General features: G+C 66.1%; 20 protein-coding genes. 7 read left to right on the top strand and 13 right to left on the bottom strand.

The genetic code is table 11. The features are described 5' to 3' along the window. Positions 1 to 22: 22 nt before the first annotated feature. Positions 23 to 1,504 carry a M16 family metallopeptidase gene (locus L880_RS0112290; RefSeq protein ID WP_245615119.1) on the bottom strand — a complete coding sequence of 494 codons (1,482 nt, stop codon included), beginning with the start codon at positions 1,502 to 1,504 and terminating at the stop codon, positions 23 to 25. Positions 1,505 to 1,532: 28 nt separating this feature from the next. On the opposite strand from L880_RS0112290, the gene ftsY reads away from it, so the two are divergent. Then, complete coding sequence (gene ftsY / locus L880_RS0112285; RefSeq protein WP_027475930.1) at positions 1,533 to 2,915, top strand: signal recognition particle-docking protein FtsY; 1,383 nt, start codon at positions 1,533 to 1,535, stop codon at positions 2,913 to 2,915. 91 nt (positions 2,916 to 3,006) lie between these two features. Here ftsY and cutA read toward each other — a convergent pair whose 3' ends face one another. After that, a complete protein-coding gene (cutA, locus tag L880_RS0112280) occupies positions 3,007 to 3,369 on the bottom strand; it encodes a divalent-cation tolerance protein CutA (RefSeq protein ID WP_084461267.1) in 363 nt (120 codons plus the stop codon). Positions 3,370 to 3,492: 123 nt separating this feature from the next. On the opposite strand from cutA, the gene L880_RS0112275 reads away from it, so the two are divergent. Genes L880_RS0112275 through L880_RS0112265 form a run of 3 tightly spaced genes read left to right on the top strand, consistent with a single transcriptional unit; the run spans position 3,493 to position 6,210 of the window. Next, positions 3,493 to 4,755, top strand: a complete 1,263-nt coding sequence (locus L880_RS0112275) for a hypothetical protein (protein WP_051443271.1) — start codon at positions 3,493 to 3,495, stop codon at positions 4,753 to 4,755. A 15-nt stretch (positions 4,756 to 4,770) separates the two neighbouring features. After that, a complete protein-coding gene (locus L880_RS0112270) occupies positions 4,771 to 5,712 on the top strand; it encodes a DUF3034 family protein (protein WP_043329342.1) in 942 nt (313 codons plus the stop codon). A 33-nt stretch (positions 5,713 to 5,745) separates the two neighbouring features. Further along, positions 5,746 to 6,210, top strand: a complete 465-nt coding sequence (locus tag L880_RS0112265; RefSeq protein ID WP_027475926.1) for a group I truncated hemoglobin — start codon at positions 5,746 to 5,748, stop codon at positions 6,208 to 6,210. A 171-nt stretch (positions 6,211 to 6,381) separates the two neighbouring features. Here the strand turns inward: L880_RS0112265 and L880_RS0112260 are convergent, their stop codons facing one another. The 3 genes from L880_RS0112260 to L880_RS32300 all read right to left on the bottom strand — a co-directional run bounded on the left by L880_RS0112260 (position 6,382) and on the right by L880_RS32300 (position 9,208). After that, entirely contained in the window at positions 6,382 to 7,500 is a 1,119-nt protein-coding gene (locus tag L880_RS0112260; RefSeq protein ID WP_027475925.1) for an alpha/beta hydrolase, read from the bottom strand. Between the two features lie 161 nt (positions 7,501 to 7,661). Beyond that, positions 7,662 to 8,273, bottom strand: a complete 612-nt coding sequence (locus L880_RS0112255) for a LysE family translocator (RefSeq protein WP_027475924.1) — start codon at positions 8,271 to 8,273, stop codon at positions 7,662 to 7,664. An 83-nt stretch (positions 8,274 to 8,356) separates the two neighbouring features. Further along, complete coding sequence (locus tag L880_RS32300; RefSeq protein WP_425389179.1) at positions 8,357 to 9,208, bottom strand: AraC family transcriptional regulator; 852 nt, start codon at positions 9,206 to 9,208, stop codon at positions 8,357 to 8,359. Positions 9,209 to 9,613: 405 nt separating this feature from the next. On the opposite strand from L880_RS32300, the gene rpoH reads away from it, so the two are divergent. Both rpoH and L880_RS0112240 read left to right on the top strand, forming a co-directional pair. Then, on the top strand, positions 9,614 to 10,558 hold the full coding sequence (gene rpoH, locus L880_RS0112245; RefSeq protein WP_027475923.1) for an RNA polymerase sigma factor RpoH: 945 nt from the start codon (positions 9,614 to 9,616) through the stop codon (positions 10,556 to 10,558). Positions 10,559 to 10,708: 150 nt separating this feature from the next. Continuing rightward, entirely contained in the window at positions 10,709 to 11,689 is a 981-nt protein-coding gene (locus L880_RS0112240) for a Bug family tripartite tricarboxylate transporter substrate binding protein (protein WP_027475922.1), read from the top strand. Between the two features lie 38 nt (positions 11,690 to 11,727). Here L880_RS0112240 and L880_RS0112235 read toward each other — a convergent pair whose 3' ends face one another. From L880_RS0112235 to L880_RS0112215, 5 genes are read right to left on the bottom strand one after another with little or no spacing between them, the layout of a single operon-like run. Beyond that, positions 11,728 to 12,339 (bottom strand): SCO family protein, encoded by a 612-nt coding sequence (locus L880_RS0112235; protein ID WP_019574031.1) that lies wholly within the window; start codon positions 12,337 to 12,339, stop codon positions 11,728 to 11,730. Between the two features lie 4 nt (positions 12,340 to 12,343). Then, positions 12,344 to 13,240 (bottom strand): heme o synthase, encoded by an 897-nt coding sequence (cyoE, locus tag L880_RS0112230; protein WP_027475921.1) that lies wholly within the window; start codon positions 13,238 to 13,240, stop codon positions 12,344 to 12,346. Then, a complete protein-coding gene (locus L880_RS0112225; RefSeq protein ID WP_027475920.1) occupies positions 13,237 to 14,409 on the bottom strand; it encodes a COX15/CtaA family protein in 1,173 nt (390 codons plus the stop codon). The genes cyoE and L880_RS0112225 overlap by 4 nt, the downstream gene beginning before the upstream one ends. A gap of 4 nt (positions 14,410 to 14,413) precedes the next feature. Further along, on the bottom strand, positions 14,414 to 15,157 hold the full coding sequence (locus tag L880_RS0112220; protein WP_027475919.1) for a hypothetical protein: 744 nt from the start codon (positions 15,155 to 15,157) through the stop codon (positions 14,414 to 14,416). Continuing rightward, positions 15,114 to 15,884 (bottom strand): SURF1 family protein, encoded by a 771-nt coding sequence (locus L880_RS0112215; protein WP_051443270.1) that lies wholly within the window; start codon positions 15,882 to 15,884, stop codon positions 15,114 to 15,116. The genes L880_RS0112220 and L880_RS0112215 overlap by 44 nt, the downstream gene beginning before the upstream one ends. 15 nt (positions 15,885 to 15,899) lie before the next feature. Here L880_RS0112215 and L880_RS0112210 point away from each other — a divergent pair, with 15 nt between their 5' ends. Beyond that, positions 15,900 to 16,118, top strand: coding sequence for a twin transmembrane helix small protein (locus L880_RS0112210; protein WP_027475917.1), 219 nt, complete (start codon positions 15,900 to 15,902; stop codon positions 16,116 to 16,118). Between the two features lie 133 nt (positions 16,119 to 16,251). On the opposite strand, the gene L880_RS0112205 is transcribed toward L880_RS0112210, so the two are convergent. The 3 genes from L880_RS0112205 to L880_RS0112195 are packed head-to-tail and all read right to left on the bottom strand — an operon-like array spanning position 16,252 to position 18,042. After that, on the bottom strand, positions 16,252 to 17,133 hold the full coding sequence (locus L880_RS0112205) for a cytochrome c oxidase subunit 3 (protein ID WP_027475916.1): 882 nt from the start codon (positions 17,131 to 17,133) through the stop codon (positions 16,252 to 16,254). Between the two features lie 55 nt (positions 17,134 to 17,188). Continuing rightward, positions 17,189 to 17,410: a DUF2970 domain-containing protein gene (locus tag L880_RS0112200; RefSeq protein WP_027475915.1), complete on the bottom strand. Its 222-nt coding sequence runs from the start codon at positions 17,408 to 17,410 to the stop codon at positions 17,189 to 17,191. After that, positions 17,407 to 18,042, bottom strand: a complete 636-nt coding sequence (locus tag L880_RS0112195; RefSeq protein ID WP_027475914.1) for a cytochrome c oxidase assembly protein — start codon at positions 18,040 to 18,042, stop codon at positions 17,407 to 17,409. Before L880_RS0112195 ends, L880_RS0112200 begins: the two co-directional genes overlap by 4 nt. Between the last annotated feature and the right edge of the window lie 3 nt (positions 18,043 to 18,045).

Below are 18,045 nucleotides of genomic sequence, written 5' to 3'. Positions count from 1 at the left end.
GACATCGGGCGAAGACCTCGCATCAGGAGCCATGGCGCCCGGCAGGCGCCGCCTTGCGCGGGCGCTGCGGGTCCAGCGGCTGGGGCCGCAGAATGCCCACGGTGAGCTGGTCATCGCCGAAATAGCGCGCCGCCACCGACTGCACCTGGGCCGCGGTGACGCCGCGCAGGCGCTGGATCAGGCGTTCGCCCGCATCCAGGGGTTGGCCCTGCACCCAGTAGCGACCCAGTTCGTTGGCCTGGTTGAACACCGAGTCGAGCTTGTAGACCTCGCTGGCCACCCATTGGGCCTTGACGCGGCGCAACTCGGCCTCGCTGACGCCCTGCTCGGCCACCAGGCGCACCTGGGCCCGCAAGGCAGCCTCGACCGCCTCGGGGGTCTGGCCGGCCGCTGGCACGCCATCGAGCACGAACATCTGCGGGCCCCGGCCCATGAGGCCGTTGTAGGCCCCGGCGCTGTCGGCCACGCGGCGCTCGCCCTGGGTCAGGCCCCGCTCCAGGCGGGCGCCAGGGTAGCCGTCGAGCACGGCGGCCAGCACGGTCAGGGCCAGCACGTCGTCGTCAGTGGAAGAGGTTTGATCGGGGGATTCGAGCTTGGGCACCTTGAAGGCCAGGGTCACATAGGCCTGCTCGGCCGGGGCCTTGAAGTCGAAACGGCGCAGGCCCAGTTGTTCTGGCTCGGTGCGTGGCTTGCGCAAGGGCAAGGCGTGGGCGGCAATCGGCTCGTAATGGCGCTTGGCCAGCGCCAGCGCCTGCTCGGGCTCGATGTCGCCGGCAATCACCACCGCGGCATTGGTGGGGGTGTACCAGGTGCGCCAGAAGCTGCGGGCGTCGTCGGGCGTCATGGCGTCCAGATCGCTCATCCAGCCCACCACGGGCCGGTGGTAGGGCGAAGCCACAAAGGCCGCGGCGTTCAAGGCCTCGTAGAGGCGGGCCCGCGGGTTGTCGTCGGTGCGCATGCGGCGCTCTTCCTTGATGACCTCGATTTCGCGCTTGAACTCGTCGTCGACCCACTGGTTGTGGGCAAAGCGGTCGGCTTCGAGCTTCATCACGTCTTCCAGGCGGGCGGCCGGAATCTGCTGGTAGTAGCCCGTGTAGTCGCGCGTGGTGAAGGCGTTCTCGCGCCCGCCCAGGGCGGCGACACGCCGCGAGAACTCACCCGGGGGCAGGCTGGGCGTGCCCTTGAACATCATGTGCTCAAGGGCATGGGCCACGCCACTGGTGCCGTCGACCTCGTCCATCGACCCCACCCGCACCCACAGCATGTGGGCCACCGTGGGGGCACGGTGATCGGGCTTGACGATCAGCGTCATGCCATTGGCCAGGGTGTATTGGTGCACCCCGTTGGCCCATCGTGCCGGTGCTTGGGCCGGTGCTGGTGCCGTTGCTGGGGCAGACGCGGAAAGCGGCGTCTGGGACGGGGCAGAGGGCTGTGTGGACTGCGCCAGAACAGGGGCCGCCAAGGCGCAGATCAATGCGGCCAGAAGGGTGGGTGTGCGTTTCATAGAATGATGGGATTCTAAGAACCCTGCAATGTTCAGCTTTTTCAAGAAAAAATCCCCTGCTCCTGCCCCGGCAGAACCTGCCAGCGCACCTGCCGCTTCGGCGCCTGCGCCCGCAGCCGCCCCTGAAACCCCTGCACCGGCGGCCTCCGCGCCCCCGGCCCCGGCCAGCACGGGCGGAGGTGGCCTGAGCTGGCTGCGCAACGCTTTTGGCGGCAAGCCGGCCGCACCGGTCGAACCCTCGGCCGAGCCACCGGCCGTCGAGGCCCCCGCCGTACCGCCTGTCTCTGCCCCTGCCACGGCCCCTAGCCCTGCACCTGCACCAGCCATCCCTGCCCCGGCCCCGATCCAGGCAGCCCCGAGGGTCGAGGCGCCGGCACCAGTTGCGGCGCCTGCACCTGCTCTTGCTCCTGCTCCTGCCCCGGTTCTGACACCGGCGGTGAAGACGCCGGCACCAGCCCCTGCTCCCGTCGCAAGGGCCCCTGAGCCCGTGCCAGCACCAGCCCCGGCACCAGCGCGCCAAGGCTGGCTGGACAAGCTGAAGGCCGGCCTGCGCAAGACCGGCTCGACCCTGGCCACGGTGTTCACCGGCACCCAGATCGACGATGCGCTCTACGAAGAGCTCGAAACCGCCCTGCTGATGGCCGACACCGGGGTGAAAGCCACCGAGCACCTGCTCAACGACCTCAAGCGCCGCGTGAAGGAAAGCAAGACCACCGACCCGGCCGCGGTGAAGGCCTTGCTGGCCGATGCGATCACCGATCTGCTGCGTCCGCTCGAAAAGCAACTGGTGATCGGCGAATTCACGCCCACCGTGATCATGGTGGCCGGCGTCAATGGCGCGGGCAAGACCACCTCGATCGGCAAGCTGACCAAGCACCTGGCCAACGAAGGCGCCGCCGTGCTGCTGGCCGCGGCCGACACCTTCCGCGCCGCCGCCCGCGAGCAGCTGGGCGTGTGGGCCGACCGCAACACGGTCGAGATCGTCAGCCAGGAAGGTGGTGACCCGGCGGCCGTGAGCTTTGATGCCGTGACCGCCGGCAAGGCCCGTGGCAAGGACGTGGTGCTGGTGGACACGGCCGGGCGCCTGCCCACCCAGTTGCACCTGATGGAAGAGCTCAAGAAGATCCGCCGCGTGGTGAACAAGGCCGACGCCACGGCGCCACACGAGGTGCTGCTGGTGATCGACGGCAACACCGGCCAGAACGCCCTGGCCCAGGTGCGCTCGTTTGACGACGCGCTGAAACTGACCGGCCTGATCGTGACCAAGCTCGACGGCACCGCCAAGGGCGGGGTGCTGGCCGCCATCGCCCAGGAGCGCCCGGTGCCGGTGTACTTCATCGGCGTGGGCGAGAAGCTGGAAGACCTCGAGACCTTCAACGCCCGCGAGTTTGCCCAGGCGCTGCTGTCCTGAGGCGCAGGCACCGCCGCCAGGCCCCAAGGCCCGCCCATCGGCGGGCCTTTTGCATTTCAGGTGGGTATGTGGGGCGAACCGCCCTGTCCTCTCATGGGCTCACGTTGTCATGCACCCATTGGGCGTAATCGGCCGAGGCCTGCCAGGTGGACCAGCACAGCTGGGGCAGGTCGTAGGGATGGTGCTGCTTCAACCAGGCCAGCAGGGCCGGACCGGCCTCGGCGGTCGTCTTGAGCGTGAGGCGCCATTCCGGCTCGGCCAGGGTCTGGCCCTGCCAGCGGTAATGCGACTGCAAGGCCTCCACCTGCACACAGGCGGCCAGGCGCTGCGCCAGGACCTGGCTTGCCAGCGCGCTGGCATCGGAGGCCTGACCCACGGTGGTGGTGATGCACCACAAGGGCTTGGCGTTCAAATCGACAGCGGGAGAAGAATCATGGGGGTGGGTGTCAGACATCGGCAGGCTCCTGGTCGGCGCTCGGATTGTGGCGCGCTTGGGACACAGAAAGCACACTTGACCAGGGTGGCAATGATGCGCTTGTCATGCCACTGTGCGGTAGCTTTCAGTAGACTGGAGGCTATGTCTTTGCCAACACGCCATTCCATCCAAGCCCTCCGTCTGATCGCCCTGACGGCCGCCCTGTTTGCAGCCAGTTGTGGCGGCGGGGGTGGGGGCTCGTCCAGCACCAGTTCCGGATCGGGCAGTTCAAGTTCCGGCAGCGGCAGCAGCAGCGGAAGTGGCAGCAGCAGCGGCTCGGGCAGCACGAGCAGCACCGATGGCCACACCCTGATCCAGCAAGCCGCATTGGCCCAACGCGCTGGCGTGCTGGCCAAGGCCTTGGGTCGCAGCCAGCGGCTGCTGGTGGGCCTGGGATCGATCGACAAGTCGCCGATCCAGACCCAGCAGATCACCCCCGACATCTATGACCAGTACCTGGTCGGTGCCGGCACCGGCTCCTGGCCGAGTTGGAACAGCCCGTCGGGGGCCTATGTGCAGATCGTGGCGCAGAATGCCGACCAGATGGGGGCGATCCCGATGTTCACCCTCTACCAGATGGCCACCCGCGGCGACGGGGTGCTGACCGGGTTGACCGACACCAGTTTCATGAAGGATTACTGGGACAACACCCGGCTGTTGTTCCAGCAACTGGCCACTTATGGCAAGCCCGCCCTGGTCAACTTCGAACCGGACTTCTGGGGCTACACCCAACAGGCCAATCCGGACCCGACGAAGATGTTTGTCTACGTCAACACCAACCCCGACTGCGCCAGCCTGCCCAACACGGTGGTCGGCATGGCCTCCTGCCTGCTTCAGACAGCGCGGCAGTACGCCCCGAACGCCTATGTGGGGTTTCCGCCCTCGCTGTTCTCGGGCCTGCGCGCCACCGAAGTGAGCTACATGCAGAAGCTCGGGGCCGGGCAAGCCGACTTCGTGGTGATGCAGACGCTGGACCGGGATGCCGGCTGCTTCGAGGCCCAATCCAGCGTGGGCAGTTGCGTGCGCTCGGGCAGTGGCTGGTACTGGGATGAGACCAACACCACCTCACCGAACTTCACCGAGCATTTCTCGCTGGCCAACAGCTACTTCCAAGGCCTGGGCCGCCCCTTGCTGTGGTGGCAGACCCCCATGGGCGTGCCCGCAGCCACTGCCAGCACGAAGTCTCCCTGGCGCGACAACCGGGTTCGCTACTTCCTGACCCATGCCAACGAAATGGTGGCGGCCGGGGGCGTGGGCGTGGTCTTCAGCCCTGGCGAAGTCACCCAGACCAACATCACCAACGATGGCGGGCAGTTCAAGACCTACTCCTCGGCCTATTTCGCCAACCCCTCGGCCCTGCCCTGAGCGCCTTGCACCGACATGCCAGACCTCCGCCCGCATCTGAAAGCCGCCCTCGGCCTGTTGCTGTCGCTGGCGCTGCTGGGGGGCGCCCAGGCGGAATCGGGCAAGCTGCTGTTGACCGGCGGGGTCTCGACCGTGGAGGGGGCGGCCGGTGGCGGCATCGTGCCCTGGGCCGTGATCGGCACCCAGGCCACCGACGGTGAAATCGGGCTGAGCGCCAACGTCAACCACCTGGCCACCCACGACTACGGCCTGAAGACCTATGGCCTGACGCTGAACCTGCGCAATCAGCTGGAGTTGTCGGTCGGGCAGCAGGACCTGTCAGCCGGGCCGGCCACCGCCCTCAATGCGCTGGGCTTTGATGTGCAACCCGGCCCGCACCTCAAGATGGACGTGCTGGGCGCCAAGCTGCGGCTGGCCGGTGATGCCATCCTGGACAGCGACACCCTGATGCCCCAGGTGGCGCTGGGCCTGCAGTACAAACACACCCAGGCCGGCTCGCTGCAGCCGGTGTTCAACTTCCTGGGCGTGCGCAATTCGGGCACCGATGTGTATGTCTCGGCCACCAAGCTGTGGCTGGCCCAGGGGCTGCTGCTCAACGCCACGCTGCGCTACACCCAGGCCAACCAGGGCGGGCTGCTGGGCTTCGGCTCGGCCGCCCCGGGGCGCAACAGTGCCAGCCTGAACCCCGAACTGAGCGTGGCCTACCTGCTGCGCAAGGACCTGGCCGTGGGCGCGGAGTACCGCTTCATGCCCAACAACCTGGAAGCCCTGGGGCGCGCTGCCGGCCTGGGCAATGCCTTGCGCCAGGACGACTGGAAAGACCTGTTCATCGCCTGGGCTCCGCAACGCCATGTGTCGCTGACCGCCGCCTACGTGGACCTGGGCCGCATCGTGCCCGGCGTGACCGAGCAGCGCCGGCAACGCGGCTGGTACCTGTCGGGCCAGGTCAGCTACTGAGCCGGTCCTGCAGCCACCTCTCAGGACACCCCCATGCCCCCACGATTTCTGCCCCTTGCCCTGGCCAGCTTGCTGCTGCTGGCCGCTTCCGCCACCAGCGCCGAACCCGACCGCTACGTGCCCGCCCGGCCCGCCGATGCCGGGCTGTACCAGGCCTTGGGGGAGCGCGCCGGCATCGACGCCGTGGTGGCCGGCATGCTCAAGCGCTCGGCAGCCAACCCGCGCATCGCCGACAAGTTCAAGGGCATCAAACTCAAGGGTCTGCAGGGCCAGATCACGGATCAGCTGTGTGAACTCACGGGTGGGCCCTGCCACTACGAAGGCAACTCCATGAAAGATGCCCATGAGGACCTGGCCCTCACCATGGCGCACTTCAACGCCCTGGTCGAAGACCTGCAACAGGCCATGGACGAGCAAGGCGTGCCTTTTCGCACCCAGAACCGGCTGCTGGCCATCCTCGCGCCCATGTACCGGGACGTGCTGAAGTCAGCGCGCTGAAGCCTGTCTCTCTCGCGCTGCCCAAAAAACAGGCAGCGCAAGCACATCTCTTTCAAATCAAGCACTTAGACACTGATTCAACGCACAGGGCACGGCTTGTCCACAAGTTTGTCCAAGCCTGGCGGGGACAGAACCGCGGCCTCGCGCCGGATACGGGATGCCGGGCCGGGATCAGTGGCTGGCCAACCGAGGCGGCAGCAAGCACTCTGCCAGGGACAGGGCCAGGCGTGCACCCAGCGGCTCACCCAGCAATTGCACGCGCAACCAGGCCACGACGGCGGGCAGTATCCGGATCAGCCCTTCCGCCGCGCAATGGCTCATCCCCCGCATGAGCCAGACCCGGTTGTTGGCATGACGCGCCAGCACCGTGCTGTCTTGCTGCGGAATGTACTGGTCATGCTCGCCGTTGATGACCAGCATCGGTGCACACCGGGGGCGCTCCAGCAGGCCCTGGGCCCGCAGAGAGAACGGCTGCATGAGCTCGGCCATCGCGGTCTCGCCCGGCATGCCCGTCAGCCCCAGGGCGTTGGCGATGATGCCCGGCATGCCGTTGGGAAGGCTGCGCATAAAGGCGCTGCCTGACTCGAACACCACCGTGGGTCCTCCCAAGTTGACGGCCGCATCCACCGCCTCCAGCAAGGCCAGCTTGGCCGCCCAATGCCCGCCGAAACTCACTCCCAACACGGCCCTGCGCCCAGTGGGTGCCAGCGCGCCCAGCAGCCCTTGGTAGATGAGATGCGCATCGGCGGTCAGCGCCATGCCGCTCTCAGCCGTGCCCGGCATGTCGACGGCCGCGACCCGGAAGCGGCCCAAGCGGGTCAGCAGACAGGCCAGACGATGCAACTCCACCTTGCCTGTGTCGACCCCACCCGAGAGCAGCACCAGAGGCCGCTCGCCCCCGGCCCGGGGGGCATACAGATGCACGGGCACCGTGATCGCAGGGTGAGCGGGCAGCCCAACCAGCCGCCGCTCCACCTGCACGGGCAGGCCCTGCATGCCCCGCTCGAAACAGGCCATCTGGCACTGCAGAGCCTGCGCCCGCAGGGGGCTGGTGATGGACGGAAAACGTGCCGCGCCATAGAGAAGGGCGGCCAGCATGAATCGCTGTTGACGCTCTGCCGCTTCAGCCTCCTGAATCCATTCGTGCGCCCAACCGCCAGGGCCTTCGTCCCAGCAATCCGCGATTCGCGCCTGCATGCGGCGGATCACCGGCCAGGGGATGCCCCAGCCTGCGAACTGTCGGCTGCGCTCAAGGAACAAGGCCTGGGGATCAAGAGCAAAGGTGAACATGGCGGGTGCGGTGTGGCGGCGTGGGTCCGCAGGCGAAGCGCATGGCCCGGTTGCCGGTTTCGCTGCGGGGCTTCGAAGTATGCCCAAGGGCGGGGCTGGACCTGGGGGTTCTGGAAACCTTTGCGCTCGGCCCGGTCGGCAACAGCCGGGTTGTCAGGAACTCAGCGCTGTGCCAGGGCCAGCTTGGCGCCCAAGGCGACGAAGGCGGCGGCAAAGCTGCGGCGCAGCCAGCGCATGGCCACCTGGCTGGCCAGCACCCTGTCGCGCACGGCGGCAGCAAAACAACCGTAGGCACCGAACACCGCCAAGGTCATCGCCATGAACACCAACGAAAGACAAACCATGGACAGCAGGGGTGAAGCATCCTCCTGTGCAATGAACTGCGGCAGAAAGGCGAAGAAGAAGATCGTCAGCTTGGGGTTCAGCAGGTTGACCAACACCGCGTGGCGGATCACCTCCAGGTGGCTGCGTCGCCTCACTTCGCCCGCCACGGAAAGCAGGCTGCGGTCCCTCAGCACCAGCCAAGCCATGCGCAACAGGTACAACACCCCCACGTACTTGATCAACTCGAACAAGAAGGGGCTGGTGTGCAGGATCGTGGCCAGGCCCGTGATGGCGAGCAGCATGTGAGGAATGATGCCCAGGGTGCAGCCGAGTGCCGCCACCAGGGCGGCCCGCGTGCCATGCGACAGGCCGGCGCTCAGTGTCACCAAGGCCCCGGTGCCAGGGGATGCCACGACGAGCAGCGATGTGATCAGGAATTCAGCGTTCACAGATGTCCTCTTGCGGTGGGTGAAGCGGCCCAACCATCTCTGTGACAGGGATGGCCGGCAGAAGGAGGCCATCATGGATGGCGTCAACACCCCGGGTCTTGAACGAAATTGCGGCGCCGCGCCGTGCCGGAAACAGCCCGGGCATAGGTACCGGGCGACAGACCGAAGCTGCGCACGAAGTGGCGTGTCATATGACTCTGGTCGGCAAAACCACAGGCCGCTGCGACATCGCCCAGCCCCCCGCCCTGCCGGATCATGCGGCGGGCCAGTTGGATGCGCCTTTGCAGGATGTAGGCATGAGGGGTCAGACCGGTGGCACGGTCGAAGTGGCGGATGAATTGAAACTGACTGAGCTCGGCCTGCCGGGCCAATTCGGCCAGGCTCCAGGGGTGGGCGGGCTGCCCATCGATCCAGGTCTTGACCCGAGCGATGCCACTCTGGTGCAGGCGCGACGGAGGGCAGGCTGCCGGTCTGAGCAAGTCCTTGAGCAACAGCAGAAGGCTCTCGTCGAGCGCCAGCGTCCAGCCAGGCGAGGAGTCCATGGCGGCTTCGACATGCTGTTCAAACCGCCGTGCCAAGGCCGCGTCGCGGATCTGCGGCTGCTGGAACTCCATGCGGGCCGGGATGCCGGCCTCATGGAGCTGTGCAATCCGGCCTTGCATGACCGCGGCGTCCAGATAGACCATGCGCCAGGCGCGGCCCCCCTCGCCCAGTGGGGAGCCATCGTGCACCTCTTCAGGATTGACGGTGATGATGTCGCCTGCGGTGGCCTCCACCTGCCCACTCTGGCTGGACGACTTCTGGGCGCCACGCACGATGAGCCCGATGCCGAACTGGTCGTGGGTGTGCCTGCCAAAGCGGTGGTCGGTGTCGGCAAACACCATCTCCACGCCTTTTTGCGGGCATGCCAGCAGGCTGAACTTGGGTTGCTGCACGAGGTTCTTTCGCCAATGTGATGAGCTGGGCTTGCGTCGGGTGGCCAATCGCCCGGCCTGGCCTTTCCAGACCCCATGGCACATGGGTTTGGGAACGTCCGATTTTGAGTGCTTTCTGAACGACGAGCATCAGCACAGGACCACCTGCAAGGTGGAAGCCAAGGCCAAAGGGCTCTGGCCCCTTTTAAAATCAATGACTTAGGCCCATTTTCGGCCGTCTGCAAGCTCATCATTGGGGGAAGGATGCCGGAAGAACCCAGGGATCCGCACCACGGCCATCCCTTGAACAGGCGATTTTTCACCCCATTTACGAAGGATGCCCAGTCGCTCAACAGGGCGGGAACTTTCGATTTAGCACTCAATCACAGAGAGTGCTAATATTCCGCCATGGAAAGGATTTCTGGTATGAAAATCCAAACTTCAATGACCGCTGCAGCCACTGCCATCACCCCGGCCAACCCGTGGTCCATGGTGCCTGCCCTGGGCAATCTTGACGCCTACATCTCGGCCGTCAACCGCCTGCCCATGCTCACCCTCGAAGAAGAACAAAAGTACGCCCGCCAGCTGCGCGACGACAACAACGTCGAGGCCGCCGGCCGGCTGGTGTTGTCGCACCTGCGCCTGGTGGTGTCGGTGTCGCGCCAGTACCTGGGCTATGGCCTGCCGCAAGGCGACCTGATCCAGGAAGGCAATGTGGGCCTGATGAAGGCCGTCAAGCGCTTCGACCCGGATCAGGGCGTGCGTCTGGTCAGCTACGCGCTGCACTGGATCAAGGCCGAAATCCACGAGTACATCCTGAAGAACTGGCGCATGGTCAAGGTGGCCACCACCAAGGCCCAGCGCAAGCTGTTCTTCAACCTGCGCTCCATGAAGCAAGGCTTCAAGGCCGACGCCATGGACGAAGGCAGCACGCACCGCGACACGCTGAGCGAACACGAGATCGACGTGGTGGCCCAGCAGCTCAACGTGAAGCGCGAAGAGGTCATGGAGATGGAGACCCGCATGGCGGGTGGCGATGTGCTGCTGGACCCGAGCCCGTCCGAAGACTCGGACCAGGCCTTTGGCCCCATCGCCTACCTGGCCGATGCGGCCCATGAGCCCACCGCCATGATCGAATCACGCCAGCGTGATGTGCTGGCCAGCGATGGCATTGCCAGCGCGCTCAATGGCCTGGACGAACGCAGTCGCCGCATCGTGGAAGAGCGCTGGCTCAAGGTCAATGACGACGGCTCGGGCGGCATGACCCTGCACGAGCTGGCTGCCGAGTACAAGGTGAGCGCCGAGCGCATCCGCCAGATCGAAGTGGCGGCGATGAAGAAAATGAAGAAGGCGCTGGCCGAGTTCGCCTGAAGAGCGCCCAGCCACCTGCCCCCCAAAAAGCCGGATCCGTCCGGCTTTTTGTTTTTGGGCCCACGGTGCGGGCCGGCTGGGTCGACGGTGCCCCGTCATGGGGCACACTGAGGGCCCTTGTACTGAATTGTGATGCGCGGAGCCGCTGCCATGCCAACTTCCATTTCACGCCGCCAGGCCCTGGGCCTGACTTTGGGCGGCCTGACCCTGCCCGCCCTGGCCCAGACCCCGGCCAACTGGCCCAACAAGACGCTGCGCATCGTGGTGGGCTTTCCTGGCGGATCGTCGCCCGACCTGATGGCCCGCACCCTGGCCGAGCCCCTGTCCAAGGCGCTGGGGCAGCCGGTGATCGTGGAGAACCGGGTGGGGGCCGGTGGCAACATTGCCGCCGAGACGGTGGCCCATGCCACCGACAACCACACCCTGGGCCTGATGATCAACGGCAATATGACGATTGCCCGGCTGCTCAACCCGAAGATCCATTACGACCCGCTCAAGGACCTGGCGCCGGTGAGCCTGATTGCCACGGCCCCCTTGATCCTGGCCGCGCCCGCCAGCCTGCCCGGCGCCACCCCACAAGCGGTGCTGGAGGCCGCGCGCAAAGCAGGCGAGCAATGGAGCTATGGCTCGCCCGGGGTGGGCACGGTGGCGCACCTGGGCATGGAGATGTTGAAGGCCCGCGCCCACCTGGGGGCGGTGCACGTGCCCTACCCGGGCAACCCGCAGGTGATCACGGCCATGCTGGGCGCCCAGGTTCAGCTTGCGCTGTTGCCGCCGGGCCTGGCACTGGCCCAGGTGAAGGCGGGCAAGCTGCGGGCCATCGGCGTGACGTCGTCCACCCGCAGCTCGCTGGCCCCCGAAGTGCCCAGCCTGGCCGAGTCGGGTGTGACGGGGTTCAACCTGGAGATCTGGAACGCCGTGGCTGCCCCGGCCAGCCTGCCAGCGACTATCGTGGCCCGGCTGTCAGACCTGCTGAGCGGGATTGCGCGAACCCCCGAGGTGCGCGACAAGCTGTTCCAGATGGGCTGGCAGGTGGCCGGTACCTCGGCCGAGGGCCTGGCCAACCGGGTCAAGGCGGACACCCGCAGCATGGGCGAGGTGATCCAGAAGCAGCGCATCCAGGCCGATTGAGGCCCGCGCTGCGGCAGCAACCTGCCTGATCCCACCGATCAGGAGGCGCGCAACAAGGCCTGCAGATCGGACAACAGGGCCTGCGGGCCCGATCCGTAACGCGCAAACAGACGCAGCCGCCCTTGCGGGTCGTAGATGTAGCTGCCGGCCGAGTGGTCCATGGTGTAGCTGGACTCGGTCTTGCCCTCGACCTTCTTGTAGTAGATCTTGAAGTCTTTGGCGAGCGCGGCCAGTTGCTCTGGCGTTTCGGGCCGCAGCGCGATGAAGGTGGGGTCGAAATTGCCCATGTAGGCCTTGAGCAGTTCGGCGGTGTCGCGTGCCGGGTCGACGGTCACGAAAATGGCCTGCAGGCGCTCCCCATCGGCACCCAGTTGACGCTTGACCTCGGCCATCTCCGACATGGTGGTCGGGCAGACGTCCGGGCATTGGGTGTAGCCAAAAAAGACCACCACCGCCTTGCCCTTGAAGTCGGCCAGGGTGCGCACCTGGCCGTTCTGGTCGGGCAGCTTGAAGTCGCGCGCGTACTCGGCGCCGGTGATGTCCACCGACTTGAACTCGGTCTTGGCCGGGGCACAGGCCGTCATCAGGCTGGCGGCCAGGGCCGCCCCCAGCACGGTGAAGCCCCATTGGAGCGCTTGTCGTTTCTTCATGGCATCAGAACAGGTAGTGGTCGATCAACAGGGCTGCAAACAGCAGGCTCAGGTGGATCAGAGAAAAACGGAAGGTGCGGCGCGCCAGATCATCCGAATAGGAGCGCCACAGGCGGAAGGCATAGGCAATGAAGCCCCCACTGAGCAGCACGGCCGCGACCAGGTAGAACCAGGAGCTCATGCCGTAGACAAAAGGCATCAGACAACCCGCAAACAGCACAAAGGTGTACAGCAACACCTGCAGCCGGGTGAACTCATTGCCATGGGTGACAGGCAGCATGGGCAGGCCGGCCTTGCGGTAGTCCTCGACCCGGTAGAGGGCCAGGGCCCAGAAATGGGGCGGCGTCCAGAGGAAGATGATCAGGAACAGGATCAGCGCCTCAGGACTCACATCGCCCGTCATGGCGGCCCAGCCGAGCACCGGGGGCATGGCGCCCGAGGCCCCGCCGATGACGATGTTCTGCGGCGTGAGCGGCTTCAGGATCACGGTGTAGACCACCGCATAGCCCACAAACGTGGCAAAGGTCAGCCACATGGTGATCGGGTTGACCCACACATACAGCAGCACCGAGCCGGCCGTGCACAGCAGGGCCGAGAACACCAGCGACTGGCGGTCGCTCAACTCACCCTTGGCGGTGGGGCGCCAGGCGGTGCGCTTCATCTTGGCATCGATGCCTTTTTCAACCAGGCAATTGAAGGCCGCCGCCGCGCCCGCCACCAGCCAGATGCCCAGCGAGGCCACTGCGGCCAGGCCCACATCCGACAGGCTGGGCACGCCGGGCACGGCCAGGACCATGCCGATCAAGGCACAGAACACGATCAGTTGAACCACCCGGGGTTTGGTCAGCGCATAGAACTGCCGCGCCAGGGAGGGGTAGGAAACAGAAGGGGCGACACTCATGCAGACAGTCTCGATGCGCTCAGGGATACAGAAGAGGAATAGGCACCACGGGGGCTGCTGAGGGTCAGCACCCGCGTCAACACCAGGGCCAGGGCGGCGGCACCGCCGGTGTGGGCCACGGCGGCCACCAACGGCCAGCCCAGCACCACGTTGCTCAGGCCCGTCAGGGCCTGCAACAGCAACAGGGCGGCCAGCCAGCGGGCCTGCCCCCGCAAGGCGGGAACCTGCCACAGACGCCAGCTCAGCACGCCCAGGCAGAGCAACACCACGCCAGCGGCCAGCCGGTGGGCCACATGGATCGCCGTGAGGGCCGCAAAGGTGAGCTGCTCGCCATTGGCCAACTGCCCCAGCGGGCGCCACAGTTCAAAGCCGCCCGTCCAGTCCATCTCGGGCCACCATTGGCCCTGGCACTGGGGGAAACTGCTGCAGGCCAGCACCGCGTAATTGGTGCTGACCCAGCCGCCCAGCAGCACCTGGGCCGTCAGCAGCAGGGCCGCAGCCGCCGTGAGCAGGTAAAGACCTGAGGACACCGCGACGGGTCGCAGCGTGCCTTCGGCCAGGCCGTTGCGCGCCACCTGCACGGCCAGCAGCACCAGCAAGATCAGACCACCCGCGAGGTGCAGGGTGACAATGGCCGGGAACAGTTTCATGGTCACGGTCAGGGCCCCGAAAGCGCCTTGCAGACAGACCCAGAGCAGGGTGAGCACAGGCCAGCCCAGACCCGGGCCACGCCGCCCCTGGCGGCGCATCTCGCGCCGGCGGCGCCAGGCCAGGGCCAACTGGGCCACGATCAAGGCGCCCACGCCGGTGGCGAGGTAGCGGTGCACCATCTCCACCCAGGCCTTGCCGTGGGTGACGGGGCCGGTGGGCATGGCCTGCTGGGCCTGGGCAATCGGCGCCTGCGCCCCCAGGGGACTGGCGTGCCCGTAGCAGCCCGGCCAATCAGGGCAGCCCAGACCTGAATCGGTGAGGCGGGTGAAGGCGCCGAACAAGACCAGATCGAAGGTGAGAAACAGGGTGACCAGGGTCAGGGCCTGCAATCGCCCCTGCGGGTGGCTGCCGCGGTGGCGCAGCCACCACCACAGCAAGGGGCCGGACGCGACCAGCGCACCCATCAGCATCACCTGCAGCAGGGGTGACAGGTCGTAAGCGGGCGCAAGCGTGTTCATGGTCTCAGCGCCCCGCCTCATCCCAGCCGGCGGAGGCGCGCATCAGGCGCTCCAGATCACGCTTGGCCTTGGCGGCGCCGGCCAGGTCGAGCCGCGCCGGGAAACGCATCATCCAATGGCCCATCGGGTCGACCAGGTACAGGTGGTCGGCCAGGGCCTGGCCGGCCGCGGGGCTGAGCCAGGCGTTCAGGCCCTCGGGGGGCACGCGCAACACGGTGGCCTGGCCCAGGGCGGGCAACAGCGCCGGACGCACTGGGGCCTGGTCAGGCACCAGCCAGACCCAGTCGAGCCGGTCTTTGTCCTTGCCCAGGCTCTCGCGCAGCTGGCGTTGCAGGTACAGGTGTTTTTCGCAGGCCTCGTCACAGGCACCGCCCGCCACACTGATCAACAGCCATTGCCCCTTGAGCGAGGGCAAGGGCACAGCCTGCCCCTCCAGGCCTTGGGCCGTGAGAGCGGGCAGCTCGCGCTGGGGCTCGATCAGCTCGCCATAGCTCTTGTGGGCGCTGGGGCGGATCACATAGTAGGTGAGGTAGGAGGCCAGCACGGGCGCCGCACAGACCAGCAGCACGGCCAGCATCTTCAGGCGGCCCAGGCGTGTGCGCGCACCCTCCGCGCCGGCCATCTGCTCGGGCGTGGGCATCGAATGCACCGTCATGCCCAGCGGCGAATCGGGCAGGTGCTGCGGATGCGGCAGAGGCGACAGATCAGGACGGGCGGGGTTTGCGTCGGACAATTTGGAACCAGACATAAAGAGTGGCAATCAGGGCGCTGAGGCCGAACCATTGAAAAGCGTAACCGTAGTGTTTCTCGGTGCCGGCACCGGGTTCAAACCAGTCGCGCTGCAGGCCGTCCGAACTGGCATCGATCTGAACCATGGAGCCCGCTTGCAGGCGCAGCCCGATCTCTTCGCTGAAAGCATTCAGGTCGAGATTCTGCCGGATGCGGGAAGACCCCTCGGTGGCAGCGGCCGTCCCCAGCTCCAGCAGGCGGGCCGGGGGGGGCGCCACACGCCCCAGCAGGCTGACCTCGCCCGAAGGCGTTTGCACCTCTGGGACGCGGGCCCTGTCCTGGAAGTTGCGCGGCACCCAGCCCCGCTGCACCAGCACCACGCCCGCCTTGCCGGGCAAGGCCAGGGGCGTCACCACAAAAAAGCCGGGGTGCCCATTCATCTGGCGGTTGTCGAGGTAGAGGGTGTGCTGCGCCAGCCACTGGCCGCGCAGCATCACGCGGCGGTAGTTCAGGTCTTGCCCGGCACGGCTGGCCTTCAGCCAGTCCTGCCAGCTCAGGGGTGCCAAGGCCGCCTGGCTCACCATGGCCTGGTGCAGCTGTTCTTTTTCTGCGGCGCGGCCCAGTTGCCAGCGGCCCAGGGCCAGCGTCAGCAGCACGCCCAACAGCGCCGCAGCCGTGATCAGGACAAAGCGCTTGTCGAGCTGGGTTTTGCCTAAGCTGCGGGGCCACGCGCCGGAACGCTTCACGGGATAATCGCCTTCATGAAATACCTCGTCATTCTGGCTTTTGCCGCCATTTTGCTCAGCCTGGGAACGGCCTTGTTCTTCATGCTCAAAGGCAAGCGCCAGCCGGGCGAGAAACCGAACATGGCACGGGCGCTGGCGTTTCGCGTCGGCTTTTCGGTGCTGCTGTTCGCATGCATTCTGATCAGTTGGAAAATGGGCTGGATTCAGCCGACCGGCATCCCTGCCGGCCGTTGAGCATCATAGGCGCAGCGCGCCCTGTGCCTGACCACGCCGGCCCGGTCAAACACCCAGCACGCAGTGGGTGCTCAGAGCCCGAGCGGCGACAAAAAAGCGCCTTGCGGCGCTTCTTTGTCAGCTTGAGGGCTTGTCACATCCAGTAGACCAGCACGTACAGGCCCAGCCAGACCACGTCCACAAAGTGCCAGTACCAGGCAGCGCCCTCAAAGCCGAAGTGGCGCTCGGGCGTGAAGTGGCCTTTTTGCAGGCGCAGGGTGATGAAGAACAGCATCAGGGCCCCCACGAACACGTGGAAACCGTGGAAACCGGTCAGCATGTAGAAGGTGGAGCCGTAGACGCCCGAGCTGAGCTTGAGGTTCATCTCGCTGTAGGCGTGCATGTATTCATAGCCCTGCACGAACAGGAAGACCACGCCCAGCAGCACGGTGGTCCACATGAACGCGATCGTCTTGCTGCGCTGGCCGGCCTGCATGGCGTGGTGAGCGATGGTCAGCGTGACACCCGAGGTGAGCAGCAGCGCGGTGTTGATCGTGGGCAGCCAGAACGGGGTCATGGTCTGGAAGGCATCGATGGTGCCGGCCGGCGATGCGGTGGCGCCGGCGACGGTGCCCGGCCAAGCGGCCTGGAACCCGGGCCACAACAATGCATTTTCAAGGTTGCCCAGCGCCGGCACCGAGTGGGCGCGGGCCCACCACAGGGCGGAGAAGAACGCGCCGAACAGCATCACCTCGGAGAAGATGAACCAGGTCATGCTCCAGCGGTAGGACAGGTCGATCTTGTGTCCGTACTGGCCGCCCTCGCTCTCAGCGATGGCGTCGCGGAACCACTGATACAGCACCACAAACCACCACAACAAGCCGAAGGCCAGGGAGTATTGACCCCAATCGCCGCCATTGATCCAGTTGGACGCGCCAAGGATCACAAAGAACAGGCCGATCGCCCCCAGCACGGGATGCCGTGACTCGTGAGGAACGAAGTAATAAGGGGCTCCACCATGCGTTGTCGAACTCATTTTTGCTCCTGTCTCTCTCTAACTCTGATTGAATTTCTGGAACAAGCCATGTCGGTCACTGAACCACCCAATGCACCAGGGCAATCAAGCCCAGCACAAACAGGACAGCCCCAGCCAGACCGACGGCAAGGATGTGGAAGATGTTGAGCTTGGCGGTGTCTTCCTGGTAGTCGCTGTTCTTGCGAATGCCCACGAAAGACCACGCCACCGCCTGGACGGTGCGCAGCCAGGACCCTTTGCGTTGCCGCGGCGACGGTGTACCGAGGGGCTGGTTCATGACCCGGCCCCCACAGCCTGAACAGCCGCTGCAGGCATCAAAGAAACCTGGGCCGCCTGACCCTCGGGTGCCGGCGGCGTCTTGCCCCCCACCTCGAAGAAGGTGTAGGACAAGGTGATGGTGTTCACGTCCTTGGACAGCTTGGGATCGATCACGAAAGCCACCGGCCACTGCTTCTTTTCACCGGGCTCCAGGGTGTACTGGTTGAAGCAGAAGCACTCCACCTTGTTGAAGTAGGGTGCTGCCTGCCGCGGTGCATAGCTGGGGATGGCCTGGGCCGACATGCGGCGGTCCTGCACGTTCTGAAACTCGTACATGACCGTGGTCAACTCACCTGGGTGAACCTGCAGCGAACGCTGGGCCGGCTTGAACTGCCAGGGCCCGCGCGAGTTGGCATCGAACTCGACCGTGATGGTGCGGCTGGTATCCACCTGGGTGTTGGCCGGCAGCTTGACGTTGCGCCCGGTGGGCCCGCCACCCGGCACCTCGCGCTCGACCAAGGCCAGGATGTTGATGCCCGTGGCCTCGCAGATGGCCTTGTACATGGGCACCAGGGCATAGCCGAAGGCGAACATGCCTGCCACCACGACGGCCAGCTTGCCAACCATGCGGGTGTTTTCAAGGCGGCTCATGCG

The organism is Curvibacter gracilis ATCC BAA-807 (genome assembly GCF_000518645.1).
Taxonomy (GTDB): domain Bacteria; phylum Pseudomonadota; class Gammaproteobacteria; order Burkholderiales; family Burkholderiaceae_C; genus Curvibacter; species Curvibacter gracilis.
Note: the sequence above shows the minus strand (reverse complement) of the source record. Positions and strands in the feature narration are given on the sequence as shown.